Origin of the sequence: Streptococcus australis (genome assembly GCF_019930045.1) — a bacterium.
Taxonomy (GTDB): domain Bacteria; phylum Bacillota; class Bacilli; order Lactobacillales; family Streptococcaceae; genus Streptococcus; species Streptococcus australis_D.
Map to the genome: position 1 here is coordinate 15,838 of NZ_JAHZQQ010000021.1, position 18,283 is coordinate 34,120.

The 18,283-nt window shown below is 42.3% G+C and carries 9 protein-coding genes; all 9 read left to right on the forward strand.

Annotated features, from left to right (window positions below; all coding sequences use genetic code 11):
• The first annotated feature begins 151 nt into the window (after positions 1–151).
• Complete coding sequence (locus K1J10_RS05480; protein ID WP_223356129.1) at positions 152–3,853, forward strand: mucin-binding protein; 3,702 nt, start codon at positions 152–154, stop codon at positions 3,851–3,853.
• A 99-nt stretch (positions 3,854–3,952) separates the two neighbouring features.
• Entirely contained in the window at positions 3,953–7,912 is a 3,960-nt protein-coding gene (locus K1J10_RS05485; protein ID WP_223356130.1) for a mucin-binding protein, read from the forward strand.
• 168 nt (positions 7,913–8,080) lie between these two features.
• Positions 8,081–8,947 (forward strand): ABC transporter permease, encoded by an 867-nt coding sequence (locus tag K1J10_RS05490; protein WP_120701529.1) that lies wholly within the window; start codon positions 8,081–8,083, stop codon positions 8,945–8,947.
• Positions 8,944–9,702, forward strand: a complete 759-nt coding sequence (locus K1J10_RS05495; RefSeq protein ID WP_006595485.1) for an ABC transporter ATP-binding protein — start codon at positions 8,944–8,946, stop codon at positions 9,700–9,702. Before K1J10_RS05490 ends, K1J10_RS05495 begins: the two co-directional genes overlap by 4 nt.
• Positions 9,703–10,269: 567 nt before the next feature.
• The gene (locus K1J10_RS05500; protein ID WP_006595486.1) at positions 10,270–10,758 is read left to right on the forward strand and encodes a hypothetical protein; all 489 of its coding nucleotides are present in this window, start codon (positions 10,270–10,272) and stop codon (positions 10,756–10,758) included.
• A gap of 369 nt (positions 10,759–11,127) precedes the next feature.
• The gene (locus tag K1J10_RS05505) at positions 11,128–12,789 is read left to right on the forward strand and encodes a ribonuclease J (RefSeq protein WP_223356131.1); all 1,662 of its coding nucleotides are present in this window, start codon (positions 11,128–11,130) and stop codon (positions 12,787–12,789) included.
• 74 nt (positions 12,790–12,863) lie between these two features.
• Entirely contained in the window at positions 12,864–13,646 is a 783-nt protein-coding gene (locus K1J10_RS05510; protein ID WP_223356132.1) for an alpha/beta hydrolase, read from the forward strand.
• Between the two features lie 98 nt (positions 13,647–13,744).
• Complete coding sequence (gene gltX, locus K1J10_RS05515; protein ID WP_223356133.1) at positions 13,745–15,202, forward strand: glutamate--tRNA ligase; 1,458 nt, start codon at positions 13,745–13,747, stop codon at positions 15,200–15,202.
• 235 nt (positions 15,203–15,437) lie between these two features.
• On the forward strand, positions 15,438–18,283 hold a 2,846-nt coding region (locus K1J10_RS10715; protein WP_263285397.1), incomplete at its 3' end, for an accessory Sec-dependent serine-rich glycoprotein adhesin.

The following is an 18,283-nucleotide window of genomic DNA, read 5'->3' on the forward strand; positions in this document are numbered from 1 at the left end:
AAAAACGTTCGTATTTTTTGCAAAAAATGACGATATAAAGACAATATTACGATATATTTCGTGATATTTACGACAAAATGACATTTGAGAGTTTATTTTTGCTAAAATTATATTGGAGTAAAAATATATTTTAAAAAGGAGTTTTATGGACATGAAGGATATATTCAATCGACGCCAAAGGTTTTCCCTTCGGAAATATTCTATTGGCGTTTGTTCCGTATTGTTAGGGACAGCCTTGTTTGCAGCTGGTTCTCAGACGGTTTTGGCTGATGAAGTTGAAAATCCTGCTGACTCGACTTCAGATGTAATTTCTAGTGAGGCGACATCGGACAAAGAGATTGCTCTTTCAAAACCGGTCACAGGGGAATCGTCTGCCCCAACTTCGTACAATGTTGCAGCAATTGTACAACCTTCTGTAGCTACTGATTCGCAACATGAAGTTGATAAGGAAGCAGGGAAGGAAGCTACAGCTGAGCCAACTGAAACTGTATCTCGTGAAGCTACAGGTACAAGTGGTTTTCGTAATAGTGGTGAAGTAACTTCACGTGTGGTTTCAAACTGGAATGGTTTTGTTTCTGCATTGAATGATAATTCTATTCAGAATATCACCATTTCAGGAAACGTCGTAGCGACTGGAGACAATGGTAATACTGATAATGGTCGTGCGAATTCGGTTGACCGTACAGTTGCGATCAACTCACAAGGCCGTAATGTAGTTATCCAAGGTCGAAATGATCAAGCAAGCCTGGACCTCTTATCAAATAGCTTGAAATTTACAGGCTCAAGTGCTTGGAATCTGGTCTTCAAGAATCTTCAACTAGCTACTGGAAACTCAAAAGGGCCTATTGATCTTTCAGCAACAACTGGAGCCAATACTGTTACGTTTGAGAACGTGAAAAGCCAAGGTTCATCTCTTTACGGTGGTGGCGGGAATACCGACGTAATCGTAAAAGGCACAACTACCTCTATCGTTAGTGATAGTTATCGTGTAGCAAACGGTCAAACTCAGTATGTACAACGAAATGTTGGATCTGCGGGGCATTCAGTTTTACGTCGTGAAGCAAATATCCATGATGCAAAATCTATCACAGTTGCTGATGGGGCAAGCTTGACATTGAATCGCTCTTCACAGGGAGATGCTATCAACCTTGCGGGTGGCTCAACTGTTCGTGTTAATGATGGAGCAAGTCTCACAATTAATATGAATACGAATAATGGAACGGAAAGTGCCCGTTATCATAATGCTGGTATCTTCATGGAAAATGGAGGAACAGTTGTTACAGGTAAAAATTCAAAACTTACTCTAAACACAAGTATTGGTCAAGCAATTTCCCTTGGCATGGCTCGCCCAGGAGATGGTGTGACTCATCTAGACCGTTGGGGGGGATACGGAACAGGTAATGCTTTCCGTCGAAATGGAAAGAGTAGTCTTACTATTGGAGAACATGCAAGCTTCAATTTCACTGGTCGTGATGGATTGATCTTCGGAAATAATGCAACCTTCACAACTGGTTCTAATTCTCGAGTTCGTTTTGAAAACAAAGGTCGAGGAACGGCAATTGATTTTGGTGATAACTCACGTGTTGTATTTGGTAAAAAATCAACCAATACTTTCCACTCTGTAGGAAAAGGTCCGAAGAGTGGTGGAGGCCCTTCTGGTAGTTACAATGCATATAACTATATCGGTCTGAACGAAAACGGTTCCATTTTAGTAGATGACTATGCGACCTTCCGCGTTCAAATGGACAATCGTGGAGCTAATCCATGGGATGATGTCATTAATTTAGATTCAAAACATGGTCGGAAAGATCAACCATTATTCCAAGCTAACAAAGGTTCAATTGTAGATGTTCGTGATGATAATACAGACTATTATGCTGAACTTATTTCTGTGCCACTTGGTTCAAGTACTAACGTAGTCTTCCAATTTAATAATCCTCTCTACGTTTCCTTAATGCGTTACACGAATTCTGAAGGACGTTCAGCTGGTGAAATTACAGGTAAGCTTCCGTTTGGAATTGCTCAAGGAAACAATCCAGAACAAATTGGACATGGTAATATTCTCTATATTTCTAACGGATCAAAGGTATCAGGAAATCACATTGAGTTCAATGGTCCAACTGGAACTCGTGTAAACCGAGGTGCGGGAACTTATACAGTCTATTCGCTTAACAAAGATGGTAGAGATGTTGTAAGTAAAAATAAAATGAGTTCCGTATGGACGGATATTCAAGGCGGGGCAATGAGTATCGCCGGATTCAAGCCTGGTGGAAAAGCAGAAATCAATCCAAGCTCTTCAACGTCTGTTCAGACAGGTTCTTCTTCAGGTGGCGTTCTTGCGACAGATAAGACATATGGTATTGATCCAGTTACAGCTAACCGTCAAAATATTTGGGTATCAAATGGAACAAGTATTAATCCGCATGCAACGCATACCAATACTATCCGTTATGTCTACGAAGACGGTACACCTGTTTTGGACGCTAATGGTAAGCCAAAAGTTGTTGTCCAATCCTCTGATTGGAAACGCCTCCTTGAAGTTGCAATTGACCAAGATCAATTCAAGAATGTGTTAAAAAATTCTAGCGTAGCAAATGGGGACGAATTCCTAGCAGCCTATGGCAAGACAGAATATGTTGTTCGCGATATTGATGGAGATGGCATTGGAGATACTGGTTGGAGGCTTGCAGGTACTAAGAACAGTAAAGCAACGTATGATACAGTTGTATCTCCTGAACTTCAGGGCTATAAAGCAGAAATTCTTTCATCCAACGTACCTGGTTTGGCAGTTGGAACAAAAGCTTCTCGTGTATCCGTGACCTTCAATCCTAGCGAAATTAAAGATGAGATTGTTATCTCTCAAGGTGGTCGTCGCACTGTTTCTGAAACGTATTGGCGTAATATTGTAGACAATGTTGAATTGACTAATTATGAGACTGTTGTTGTTTATAAACAAGATAAACAAAAAGCAAGTGTCAAATACGTTAACGTGACTTCAAATATTGAACTTGCGAAAGACGAGATGGAAGGACAGAGTGGTTCCCTTATCGATTATAGTACAGTTGATAGAATCACTACTTATAAGAAGGCTGGCTATAAGCTAATCGAAGATGGCTTTACAAATGCTACAGACAAACATTTTGATACGAATGTATCGGTTGATCAAGAGTTTGTAGTGACTCTTGAAGAACGGATTGAACCTGTTACTCCACAAGATCCAAAACCAGTACCTGGCATCCCTGTAACACCAGAAGATCCAGCGAACTGGCCAAAAGAAGTTAAGGATATGAAAGAGTTGGAGCGTACAGCAACTCAAACTATCCGCTTCAGAGAAGAAGAAAGTGGAAAAGAAGTCTTCAAGACAATCCTTCGTAAGATTACGTTTGAAAGAACAGCTTATGTAAACCTAGTGACAGGTAATATTACTTACTCTTCATGGAGAATTGGTAAAGTGGTAGACCAAGATGGGCCTGTCCAACCTGTTAATTCTAATACAGCTAATCGTGTCAATGTAGCACCGAATACTGGTGAAGTAAGAAGCTTGTCAGCAAGAGTGAGACGCTCAGTTTCTACTGAAACAACACCAGTAGCTGATCCAGCTACAGTAGTAGAGGAACCAAGTTCAGCACCTAAGGTTGAAGCGAAAGAAGAACGAATGCCGGTGGAACCAGCATTTCGTACTGTTGAATCAAAACCAGTTGAAACTCCAAAGGTTCTTAAGATCCCAAAAGTTCAACCTGAGGCAGTTACTGTTGCAACTCGCAAAGCTTCCGCAACTTTAAATAAACGAGTGTACGGAGCAAAACCTGTTGTAACACGTGGTAGAAGCTCACGTCGACCACCAAAGATTTAGTAGAAAAATAAATTTGTTTTATGGTACAGTGTAGTTGTGCTTCTTTGAACAAGAATGAAGCACAGCTATACATTTGCCACTATTAAAAAAGGAGAAAAAATGAATTTTGATAGAAAACAACGATTTTCAATTCGTAAATATTCTGTTGGGGTAGCATCGGTCTTAATTGGATCTGTTTTAGCTGGAACAACGATTGCATCTGCGGATACAGAAGTTAAAGTGGATGATGCTACAAGTTCTTCAGCAACTCTTGTTTCAGAAGTGGCTAAAGAAGAATCTGAAACTACTGAAAGTTCTCAACCTTCTGTAACTTATTCTGCAAAACCTACCTTGTCATCAGCAAGCCTAAACTTAGCTGAAAATACTGAAAAAGCTGTCGCTACTGATTCAAAGACAGATGAAACTACTGCTCAGACTAAAGATGAAAAAGTAGAAGAAAGCAAAAAAGAAACTAAAGCGGAAGAAGTAAAAAAAGAAGATACAGTTGAAGTAGAAGAAGCTACTAAAGAATCAGAAAAATCTGAGGAAAAAACAAAATCTGAAGTTACAGAAGAAAAATCAAATGAAGCGACTACAGATTCTGTAAAAGATAAACTCACTATTGACAAAAAAGTTCCAGGTTTGAATTTAGAAAATGCAACCGACAACCCTAATGGAGGGTTTAATATTGAATTTTCTAAAGAAGCTCAAGAACAATATCGCACTTCTTTAGCAGCATACATTGCTAGACGACGCAACTACAGTAGAAGAGGAAGTTTCCGTGTAGCAGGAGATGGAACGTCAGAAGCCCCAGATTATGAGTTTAAGAAGGTCATGACGCCGATCCTTCCTGGATATTATGCTGATAAAGCTAGTATTGAAGCCTTAGTTGTTGATCCAGACCATTTGGATGATTTTAACTTTGATGTATGGTACAAGAAACTCGGTTCAGTTGTATTGGTTGATGAGCAAGGTAACTATATTACACCATCTGGTGATGTAACATCAAGTCTTGATCAAGCCGCTCATAACCAGTATGCTAACGATCCATCGGATCCTACTCGTGCATGGTTTACGAAAGTCCCAACTGCTCCAACTGGTTGGGAAATCAAACCGGGGCAAGTTATTCATGGATACGATGAGGCACGTCAAACGGTCAATCCGAACCAAAAAGACGATTTAGATGCTATCGGTAGAGATACTAAAATTGTCGTTGTCAAACAAGTTCAAAAAGCGCTCATCAAGTATGTCAACGAAAAAGGTAATGTCGAATTGAGTCGCGATGAGGTCAATGGTAAATCAGGTGAAGCAATTGATTACAGCACAACTGATAAGATTGCAGCTTACAAACGCCAAGGTTATGAACTTGTTAGCGATGGCTTCTCAGATGCAGCCAACAAGAACTTTGACTTTGATGCAACAGTTGACCAAGAGTTCACAGTTACCCTTCGCGAACGCATCGAACCAATCGATCCAGATAAACCAAAACCAAATCCAGATCAACCAGTTGATCCAAAAGACCCAGACACACCAAAATGGCCAGATCCAGTTAAGGATGTAGTCAATAAAGATGATGTGACTCGTACGGTTAAATATGTTTACGAAGATGGTTCAAAAGCGAAAGATGATGTAGCAGAAACACTTCACTTCAAACGCTTCACATATGTCAACTTGGTAACAGGTCACATTGATTACCGTGAATGGACTACAAATGATGACACCTTTGATGCAGTAACATCACCAGTGATCAAGGGCTACACAGCAGATAAATTGGTAGTACCAGCTAAAACTGGTGTGAAAGCAGGAACTGCAGATACTGTAGAAGTCGTAACATATGTGAAAGATGCTCAAAAAGCGATCATCAAGTATGTCAACGAAAAAGGTAATGTTGAGGTTGATCGTGATACTGTAAATGGTAAATCAGGTGAAGTGATTGCTTACAGCACTACTAATAAGATCAATGAACTCCATCGTAAGGGTTATGAATTGGTAAGTGATGGCTTCACAAGTGCTTCAAACAAGAATTTCGACTTTGATGCAGCAGTTGACCAAGAGTTCACAGTTACCCTTCGCGAACGCATCGAACCAATCGATCCAGACAAACCAAAACCAAATCCAGATCAACCAGTTGATCCAAAAGACCCAGACACACCAAAATGGCCAGATCCAGTTAAGGATGTAGTCAATAAAGATGATGTGACTCGTACGGTTAAATATGTCTACGAAGATGGTTCAAAAGCGAAAGATGATGTAGCAGAAACACTTCACTTCAAACGCTTCACATATGTCAACTTGGTAACAGGTCACATTGATTACCGTGAATGGACTACAAATGATGACACCTTTGATGCAGTAACATCACCAGTGATCAAGGGCTACACAGCAGATAAATTGGTAGTACCAGCTAAAACTGGTGTGAAAGCAGGAACTGCAGATACTGTAGAAGTTGTAACATATGTGAAAGATGCTCAAAAAGCGCTCATCAAGTATGTCAACGAAAAAGGTAATGTCGAATTGAGCCGTGATGCAGTAGTAGGTAAATCAGGTGAAGCGATTGACTATAGCACAGCAGCTAAGATTGCAGCTTACAAACGCCAAGGTTATGAGTTGGTAAATGATGGCTTCACAAGTGCTTCAAACAAGAATTTCGACTTTGATGCAGCAGTTGACCAAGAATTCACTGTTGTTGTACGTGAACGTATCGTACCTGTAGGACCAGAAGATCCGGATCCAACTCCAGAAACACCTTACGATCCAACAGATCCAAATACACCAAATTGGCCGAAGACTGTTGATAAGATTCAAAGTCGTCGAGTTACCGGAACACGTACAGTTACTTACTATGTGCAAGGAAATGACGGCGTAAAAGTACCAAAACCAGTACGTGAACGTGTTGTATTCGAGCGGATTGTTCTTGTTAACTTGGTAACTGGAGAAATGTCTGCGCAACGTTGGCAGTTTGTCAGTGCGACTCCAATTGCAGATAATGATCCAAATGCACCACGAGCTCGTTCACGTCGTGCTTTGACAGATGCAATTGCTCCCCGTGGTGTAGAAGCAAGTCTTGCGAGTGATACCCCGCGATTTCGCGCACGTAGTGCACGTTTAGAGGATGAAGAAACAGAGGTAACTGCTTTGGCTACTGATGTAAGTTCAAATTCAGAAGCTGTACTCCCTCCGATTCCATCTCCAGTGGTTCCAGGACACTACACACTTGTAAAAGAAATTGAATCTACCACAATTGATCCTGATGGTATCTTGAATTACAAGTTTGATGTTTATTATAAGAAGCTTGGTCGCATTCAGTTGGTGGATAAAGATGGTAAGGTACTTTCAGAAGTGGTCTACAAGAATCATCTAACGGATGCAACAAGAGCGGCTGCGACTGAACTTCCTGCAATCCCAACTGGTTACAAGATAAAAGAAGGCCAAACAGTCTATGGATACGATGCAACTGCAGGAACTGTAGATCCGAATAATCCAACAGATCCAGATGCGATTGGTCGCAACACCACCATTCTTTTGGAACTTCAAGCTGTCCCTCGTCAAGAAACCAAAGTAGTTAACGAAACTATTCACTATAAAGACGCGATTACAGGAGAAACTTTGGCACCAGATCACACTGACCAAGTTACCTTCCGTCGAGTGGTAATGGTGAATCCTGAGACAAACGAAGTATTGAGTGCGACATCTTGGGTAGCAGATAATAACGATACTACTTTTGATGCAGTGACTTCACCAGTAATCGAAGGCTACACTGCAAGTCCACTTGTAGTTGATGCAATCACTGGATTGACTGCTGATAGCAAGGATTTTGTGACAACTGTTCTTTATAGAAAGAACGCTGTTCCAACTCCAGAGCCAAAACCAGAGCCAAAACCAGAGCCAAAACCAGAGCCAAAACCAGAGCCAAAACCAGAGCCAAAACCAGAACCAAAACCAGAAGTTCCTGTGGCACCACAAGCTCCAGAACTTCCTTCTACTGGTGAAGAACAATCAGCTTCTGCTGCATTGTTAGGCGCTGCTCTTGGTTTGGTAGGACTTGCTGGTCTTGCAAGACGCAAGAAAAACGAAGACTAAACAAGTGGTAGACACTAACGATTCCCGCTAGGATCGTAAATGGTTTAGTTTTCCACAAGGAGGCCTCGCTCTAAGGAGTGGGGCCTTTTTGTTATTTCTTGAAAGCATTGAAATCACGTCTTGCAATATGATACAATAGAGGATATTTACAATAGTTAGGACAAAGATATGCTTATTTCGATTATTTCACAAGGCTTGATCTGGGCTATTTTGGGACTGGGGATTTTTATGACCTTTCGTATCTTGGATTTCCCAGATATGACTACAGAGGGCTCTTTCCCATTAGGGGGAGCCGTTGCGGTAACCTTGATCACCAAAGGGGTTCATCCTTTGCTAGCCACCCTAGCCGCCGTTGGTGCGGGTTGTTTGGCTGGATTAGCAACAGGTCTTCTTTATACCAAAGGGAAGATTCCGACGCTGTTATCAGGGATTTTGGTGATGACTTCCTGTAATTCAGTCATTCTCTTTGTGATGCAACGGGCCAACCTGGGTTTGCTTGGCTACTCAAAAATCCAAGATATGATTCCTATCGCCAGTGGTGTGAACGAGATTATCATTGGGATCATCTTTGTGACCCTGGTGATTGCTGCTATGCTCTTCTTTTTAGATACCAAACTGGGGCAGGCCTATATTGCGACAGGGGACAATCCTGAGATGGCTAAAAGCTTTGGGATCCATACCAGTCGGATGGAGTTGATGGGGCTAGTGGTTTCCAATGGGATTATTGCCTTGTCAGGTGCCTTGATGGCCCAGCAAGAAGGCTATGCAGATGCTTCTCGAGGGATCGGGGTCATCGTCGTTGGTCTGGCTAGCTTGATTATCGGAGAGGTCCTTTTCTCAAAACTGACCTTAGCAGAACGTTTACTCAGTATCGTTATTGGATCGATCATTTATCAATTCTTGATTTGGGCTGTGATTGCTATTGGGGTCAATACCAGCTATATCCGTATCTTTAGTGCTATCATCTTGGCTATCTGTCTCATGATTCCAACCTTTAAAGAGAAACTGCTGAAAGGAGTCAAACTCAGCAAATGACCGCAATTGTAGAATTAAAAAATGCCACTATCGTGGTGAATAATGGCTTGAATGAAGAAAAAGTCATTTTGGATAATGTCTCTTTGGAGATTCATGAGCATGACTTTATCACTATTCTTGGGGGCAATGGTGCTGGGAAATCAACCCTCTTCAACACCTTGGCTGGGACCCTTCCTCTGACCAGTGGTCAAGTCTTGATCAAGGGAGAGGATGTGACTCACTATGGTCCAGAAAAACGGGCCAAATACCTATCTCGTGTCTTCCAAGATCCAAAGATGGGGACAGCTCCTCGTATGACAGTGGCTGAAAATCTCCTGATTGCAAAATTTCGAGGAGAAAAACGGGGCTTGGTTCCTCGTCGCCTTGCCCAGTACAAAGACGAGTTTAAAGAGGTTTTGAGCCAGATCGGCAATGGTTTAGAGAGGCATGTCGATACGTCGGTAGAATTCTTATCTGGTGGACAACGTCAGGCTCTGAGCTTGTTGATGGCTACCCTAAAACGGCCAGAACTCTTACTTTTGGACGAACATACAGCTGCCCTAGATCCCAAGACAAGTCAAGCCTTAATGGAGCTGACGGATCGTTTTGTCAAAACAGATCGCCTGACTGCCTTGATGATTACCCATCATATGGAGGATGCGCTTAAGTACGGGAATCGCTTGATTGTCATGAAGGATGGAAAGATTATCCAGGACTTGAATCAAGAGGAAAAGGCTAAGATGGCCTTGTCTGATTACTACCGTTTCTTTGAGTAAATTTAGAAACTAGTTTCAGTGTGTAATCGCTTGCAATACTGATATTAAAGGAGTATACTATAGATGAAGATAAGGGAGAAGGGGTTGATACCAATGCCTTATAGATTCATACATTAGGTTACTTCGTTTTAGGTTTGCCTTCGCTGACACTTGATTGTGCTTTTTATAAAAAAGCCAGAACGTCGGAAATGTTAAATCAGTTGAGACGTCAAGTAAGTCTGCTTAACTTACTAAATGACATTGAAATACGTGGAAATAGTAGTGGAAGCTTTAGATGGTTTTCGAACTTCGGTATGCTCAACTGAGTGCTTTGTAACAAAACTGAAAGAGAACTTGCAAAGAAAACCACTGGTATGTGAATCGTACCATGAAAAGAAATGAAAATCATAACTGTTGTTTTCGTTAGCCTAAATGGTTAATCGCCTCTTGTCAGTGAAGCAGACCAGACCTCTAGTCCCGTAAGACTGGAGGTCTTTTTGTCTGTCGTGGTAGAAAGTTGAGGTGAGGGCTGTGGGATTGCCATATGCACATGAATATAGCTGTCGAGATCATTTTAAAGAAAGAGCAATGGAACGATTTGGAGTCGATAACGAGCAGTTGAGACGCTGGGTCAATCAACACGTACCCTCGCTTCATCATTTTGACAGCAGTTTTGATCAACGGCCCGATACGGAAGCCTATGTAGCAGAGGACGGTGTCGTCTTTGTGTGTGATCTGAAGAATCGGGAGTTTATTACCTGCTTCCAAGCTGTCAATTTGACGGTGGATGAAGAACAGAAGGAAGTCTGTCAAGACATTCATCGTGAGAATGTGCTAGCCTATAAACATAGTCAAAGCAAGCTTCTAAATCGCTATCGCTTAAAAGAAGCCAAAGAATTGCTGGCCAATATTGATGAGCATGTCGATCGATTTTATAGCTTGTCCCAAACCCTTAAGAAGGGGGCGCTTAGCGATCGGAATTACCACCACCTTGAAGAACTGCTAAATGAGTTTCACGTCATCAAGGCGGCGATACGGGTGATTGAGAATAAGAAAAATGACTATCATACGGACTAGTGTTTCTTTTTGACAGAGTTGACAATCTAGGCTGTCGTCTTTGGTCTTAATAAAGTGAGAGTGGGACAGAAATCGGTAATTCGTTAGAATTCGATTTCGTCGTCCCACCTCCGCACAGTTGAGTAGGGCTGTAAAAGTTGATGAAATCAGCGTAGTAGAGCCCACTCAACCACTGCGTCTTGCTCGACAATCCAAAGAAAATTGAGAGGCTAGGACTTTTGTCCCAGCCTCTTTTGTTTGATCTGACTTTTGAAAAAATCGTGAAAAAATAGTATAATGTTCTAGATATGCAAGAACTTTGCAAAACTGTAATTCGACTTGGTGAGCCAAGGACCGTAAGTATGAACCATTAACAAAAAAGGAGAAAACATGAGTAACATTAAGTTGATTACTTTGGGTGGAGTCCGTGAAAACGGGAAAAATCTCTACGTAGCTGAAGTAAATGACTCAATCTTTGTTTTGGATGCCGGACTTAAGTATCCAGAAAATGAACAACTAGGGGTCGATGTCGTGATCCCCAATATGGACTACCTCTTTGAAAATAGTGATCGAATCGCAGGGGTCTTCCTAACACATGGACACGCGGATGCCATTGGAGCCCTTCCCTATCTACTAGCAGAAGCCAAGGTACCAGTTTTTGGATCTGAGTTGACCGTCGAGTTGGCCAAACTCTTTGTTAAAGGCAATGACAGTGTGAAAAAGTTCAATGATTTTCATGTCATTGATGCCAACACTGAAATCGATTTTGGAGGCACCGTCGTTTCCTTCTTCCAGACAACCCACTCCATTCCAGAAAGTTTGGGAGTTGTCATCAAAACACCTGAGGGGAATATCGTCTACACAGGAGATTTCAAATTTGACCAGACAGCGAGTGAGTTTTATGCGACAGACTTTGCTCGTTTGGCAGAGATTGGACGCGAAGGCGTGCTAGCTCTCTTGAGTGACTCTGCTAATGCTGACAGCACTGTTCAAGTGGCTAGCGAGCAAGAAGTTGGAGATGAAATCCTGGATACCATTGGGGACTGGGATGGCCGGGTCATTGTTGCTGCTGTTGCTAGTAACCTATCACGGATCCAGCAGGTCTTTGATGCAGCTGCAGAGACAGGGCGTCGGGTTGTTTTGACTGGATTTGACGTAGAAAATATCGTCCGGACAGGGATTCGTTTAAATAAGCTTTCTTTGGCCAACGAAAAATTATTGATCAAGCCAAAAGAAATGTCTCGTTTTGAGGACCATGAATTGATTATTCTTGAAACTGGACGTATGGGTGAGCCGATCAACGGACTTCGTAAGATGTCCATTGGCCGTCACCGCTATGTCGAAATCAAGGATGGTGACTTGGTCTATATCGTAACAACTCCATCTATCGCCAAAGAAGCGGTTATGGCACGTGTAGAAAACATGGTCTACCAAGCAGGAGGAGTCGTCAAACAGATTACTCAAAGCTTGCGTGTATCAGGACATGGAAATGCGCGTGATCTGCAGTTGATGATCAACTTACTGCGTCCGAACTATCTGTTCCCAATCCAAGGGGAATACCGCGAATTGGATGCCCATGCACGGCTTGCGATGGAAGTGGGGATTTTGCCTGAAAATATCTTCATTCCGAAAAAAGGCACCATCATGGAATATGACAATGGTGACTTCGTTCCTGCTGGTAGCGTCTCTGCTGGAGATGTCCTCATCGATGGGAATGCTATTGGAGATGTTGGAAATGTCGTGCTCCGTGACCGGAAAGTCCTTTCAGAAGATGGTATCTTTATTGTGGCCATTACGGTTAACCGTCGTGAAAAACGCATTATCTCGAAGGCAAAAGTTCACACCCGTGGCTTTATCTATGTGAAGAAGAGTCGCGATATCTTGCGCGAAAGTGCAGAGATCGTCAACCAAAGTGTGGAAGAATACTTAGCCCAGGACAGCTTCGATTGGGGCGAGCTCAAGGGTGCTGTTCGTGATAGTTTGGCCAAGTACCTCTTTGACCAGACCAAACGTCGACCAGCTATCTTGCCAGTCGTCATGGAAGTACGCTAGGATTAAGATAAGAGGAAAAGTCGATCGTCGGCTTTTTCTTGTCAAAGAAAAGAAGAAATAGTGAGGAAAGATAGATGGCAGTAATGCAAATTGAATACTATTCAGAAGCGCTCGCAATGGAGTGGGGGATCAACGTCCTCTACCCAGATGCGTCTCGGGTGGAAAATCCAGATGATCAAGATATCCCGGTCCTCTATCTCCTTCATGGGATGAATGGCAATCAGTACTCCTGGTTGAAACGAACGCATGTAGAACGGATCCTACGTTCGACCAATTTGATTGTCGTTTTGCCTAATACCAACAATGGTTGGTATACAGATACACAGTATGGTTATCCCTATTACACAGCCATCGCAGAGGAATTGCCTAAGACCTTGGCACGTTTCTTCCCCAATATGACTAAGAAGCGGGAGAAGACCTTTATTGCTGGTCTATCGATGGGGGGCTATGGCTCTTTCAAACTGGCTCTTCAAACCAATCGCTTCTCGCATGCCGCGAGCTTCTCTGGTGCTCTTAGCTTTGAGGGGCGTCAACTGGCAAACACCGACCTTGGAAGTGCAGCTTATTGGCAAGGGGTCTTTGGAAAGCTAGAAGATTGGACGACAAGTCCTTACTCCTTGGAAAGCATTGCGGAGAAGTACTCAGATAAGAAGACGGTCTTATGGGCTTGGTGCGGAGAGCAAGATGCTCTGTATGAGGCCAACAATATAGCTGTGGATCATCTGAAGGACCTCGGCTTTGATATCACCTACAGCCATGGACCAGGAAAACATGAATGGTTTTATTGGGAGCGGGAGTTGGAACATTTCTTAGCAACCCTGCCGATCAATTTTGAACTAGAAGAACGACTCGATTAGGAAGCCACTCCTTGGGAGATATGCTATAATAGAGTGAAAAGTACCTGGGTCAGTTAGATAAGAAGCCCAGAATCAATGAACAATTAGGAGAAACATACGTGACTAAAGATATTCGTGTGCGTTATGCACCAAGTCCAACTGGACTACTACACATCGGAAATGCTCGTACAGCATTGTTTAACTACTTGTATGCACGCCACCATGGTGGAACCTTTATCATCCGTATCGAAGATACGGACCGCAAGCGTCATGTCGAAGACGGAGAACGTTCGCAACTTGAAAACCTTCGTTGGTTGGGCATGGACTGGGATGAAAGTCCTGAGACGCATGAAAACTACCGCCAGTCTGAACGTTTGGAATTGTATCAAAAATACATCGACCAACTATTGGCTGAAGGAAAAGCCTACAAGTCTTATGTGACAGAAGAAGAGTTGGCGGCAGAACGTGAACGCCAAGAAGCAGCAGGTGAAACACCTCGCTACATCAACGAATACCTTGGTATGAGCGAAGAAGAAAAAGCAGCTTACGTTGCAGAACGTGAAGCAGCGGGCATCATCCCAACGGTTCGTTTGGCAGTGAATGAAGCTGGTATTTACAAATGGCATGACATGGTCAAAGGCGATATCGAATTTGAAGGTGGCAATATCGGTGGGGACTGGGTTATCCAAAAGAAAGACGGCTACCCAACTTACAACTTTGCCGTTGTCATCGATGACCACGATATGCAAATCTCTCACGTTATCCGTGGGGATGACCACATTGCCAATACACCAAAACAGCTCATGGTCTATGAAGCTCTTGGTTGGGATGCACCTGAGTTTGGTCACATGACTTTGATCATCAACTCTGAAACTGGTAAGAAGTTGTCTAAACGGGACACCAACACCCTTCAGTTTATCGAAGACTACCGTAAGAAGGGATACCTTCCAGAAGCAGTCTTTAACTTTATCGCTCTGCTTGGTTGGAACCCTGGTGGGGAAGACGAGATCTTCTCTCGTCAAGAACTCATCAAGCTCTTTGATGAAAACCGCCTCAGCAAGTCTCCAGCAGCTTTCGACCAAAAGAAACTAGACTGGATGAGCAATGACTACATCAAGAATGCAGACCTTGCGACCATCTTTGAAATGGCTAAACCATTCCTTGAAGAAGCAGGTCGTTTGACAGACAAGGCTGAGAAATTGGTCGAGCTCTACAAACCACAAATGAAGTCAGTGGACGAAATTGTTCCATTGACAGACCTTTTCTTCTCAGACTTCCCAGAATTGACAGAAGCTGAGCGAGAAGTCATGGCTGGTGAAACGGTTCCGACTGTACTTGAAGCCTTCAAAGCAAAACTTGAAGCCATGTCAGACGATGAGTTTGTGGTAGAAAATATCTTCCCACAAATCAAAGCGGTCCAAAAGGAAACTGGTATCAAAGGAAAAAATCTCTTCATGCCAATCCGTATTGCCGTTTCAGGTGAAATGCATGGTCCTGAATTGCCAGATACCATCTACTTGCTTGGACGTGAAAAATCAATCCAACACATTGAAAAAATGTTGGAAGAAATCAGATAATTATCAGAAAAGCCCCTATTAAAAGGGGCTTTTTGTTTTAGCTCTAAAGTCGAAGTATTATAGGAGTTTATCAAAAAATTGCCCCGGTTTGACAAAAAAAAGAACATAAAAACGGATTTCTTTATGTAAAGAAAAATTTTTTAAAAAAAATACTAATAATTGAGGATAATTGCTTGAAATATTTCCAAAGTAGTCTATAATATAAAGGAAATAAAAATGTATTAAGGAGACAGAAATGTTTTTTAAGCGTTCGAACGGTGAGTTCCGTGAAACGGATCGTGTGACTCGTTTTAAATTGATCAAGTCAGGTAAGAACTGGTTGCGTGCAGCAACTTCTAACTTTGGTCTTTTGAAAGTAATCCGCGGTCAGGTCGAAGAAACTGTTGTAGCTGAGGTTCGTGAAAATGAAGTATCAGCAACAGAAATGACAAGCCGAGGCTTGCTCAAAGGGATCGTAGCAGCAGGGGCTGTTCTTGGTGCAGCTACAGTAGCGAATACTGCTAAAGCTGACGAAACTGGATCAGCTGTAGCAACTGCATCTGAACTTTCTAGTGAAGCTCTTGTAGAGCAAGGAAGTACTGTACTTGGTACAACTTCAACTACTGAATCAACTACTGAATCTACAACAGAATCAGCAAGTGCATCAACATCAGCAAGCGCTTCAACATCTGTAAGTGTCTCTGTATCTGAGTCAGCTTCATTGAGCGAACAAGGATCTGCAGAACTTTCAGCAGCTCTTAGCGAATCAGCTGTAGCAACTGCATCTGAAGCAACTTCAGAAACAACTACAACAGCTACTAAATCTGAAGATAAAGTTGTCCTAGAACAAAACACTTCAGAAGCAGCATTGTTGAACAAGATTGCAGGGGACTACTCAGCTACTGTTTCAGCCCCAGAAAAGAAAGCTGCTCTTGATGCAGCCATCGCTAAAGTTCAAACAGAATTGACAGCAAGCAACAGCTTGATCAACGCGAATGCATCAGCTCAATCTTATGCTGATCAACGCGAACGTTTGAGCAAGTCAGTAGATGACATGATGGCAACTTTAACTGCGGCAGGATTTACTGGTAACACAACAGTCAATGGTGCTCCAGCAGTTTATGCACAATTGGATGCAATCTCTACTTCAAACACACTTTCAGCAGGTGTTAATGCAACTCCTGGAATGACTGATCCAAATGGTGCGAGCCTTACAGATCGTACACAAACGATTCCTTCAGGATATGCAGCTGACCCTGCTGCAAATCGCATGACATTTGGTGTATGGAATCTTTCTTCATACAACCAACTTTACAGCAAAAACTACTATGTGACGCTATCTGTAGATAAAACAAATAGCTCAAACAACCCTGAGGTTTATGTACGCTTGGTAGATAAAACTACAGGTAATGAAGTTGCTAATACAACTTTGAATTCTGCACTCTCAGGTAAAGAAGTAAATCTTGGTGACCTTTCATCTCAGAAATACTATCCATACCTTGTTTATAACAAGTCAACGGATGGTGGATCTGCAAGTGTGGATATCATTATCAAACATAACGAAGAGTTGAATCCTAGTGGTTTTGATTACAAGACTGAACAGGTCTATGACTATTTGGCGCCTGCTAACCAAGGTGAAACGAAACCAAACGTAGAGATTGGTGTCCCATCGACTAAGATGAATCAAACAACTCACTATAAAGTAGTTGATACTGCTTCATCGACTTATAATGCCTCACGTTCAACAGCAGATACTACAACTCAAAGCTACAAACCAACTGGTAATGAGACAGAACTTGCTTCATATACTCAAACAGGAATCCAAGGTCAAAACTATACAGCTTCTAACCCACGTTCATTTGATGGTTATGTTTTGTATCAACAAGCAGATGCTTCAACTATGTCTGGTGAGCTTGGTAACACAGTAGGAATTAAGTATGCCGAACTTAAGGGTACACGTCAACATTACTATGTGAAACGTATTCGTGAAGTGGTTGCCAACGATGGTTCGACAGTAACAAAACTCTATGTTCTGGATCCTTCAGCAGTTTCAACTTATAATGAAGCTACAATGGGGAATAACACAGATACGAATGGTTACACACTCGTTTACACCACTCCAGTGATTAAACCAGGTGACAAGTATATCCCATCTGCAACAAATATGGAAACAGACAAAGTTCTTGTTTCAAGTAAGAATGGTGACTACCAATTGTCAGTTTCTCCATGGCACAATCCATCTGAACCTAATAAGGGTCTTGTCTACATTACAGGTTGGTATGCGACTGGTCATTATGGCGAAGCGGATTACATGTATACTGATGAGCCAAAAGGAACTGCAAACTCAACACCTGGAGGGAACACTCAAAACGTTATCGGTGGACGTACGAAGTATGCCTTGTTAGCAGATGGTAAGACACTTGAGACAGATTCTTTAGGTAATCCAGTGAAGACTACTGGTGGATTTGGTAACCAATACTCACTTCCATCAGCAAGTGAAAAACCATCTGGTGATACAGTTCACTACTACCGTAAGATGACAGATTCTGAGTCAGCTTCAGAATCACAATCAAATTCTGCATCAACTTCACAATCAGAATCAGAAGTAGTATCTAACTCACAATCTGTTTCACAATCACAATCAGAGGTAGTATCTAACTCACAATCTGTTTCACAATCACAATCTGTTTCAGCATCTGAATCAGCATCTGAATCAGCATCAGCATCAGCATCTGAATCAGCATCTGAGTCAGCATCAGCATCAGCGTCTGAATCAGCATCAGCATCTGAATCAGCATCTGAATCAGCATCAGCATCAGCATCTGAGTCAGCATCAGTATCAGCGTCTGAATCAGCATCAGCGTCTGAATCAGCGTCTGAATCAGCATCAGTATCAGCGTCTGAATCAGCTTCAACATCAGTAAGCCAATCAGTATCAGCATCAGCATCTGAGTCAGCATCAGCATCAGCGTCTGAATCAGCATCAGCATCTGAATCAGCATCTGAATCAGCATCAGCATCAGCATCTGAGTCAGCATCAGTATCAACGTCTGAATCAGCATCAGCGTCTGAATCAGCGTCTGACTCAGCATCAGTATCAGC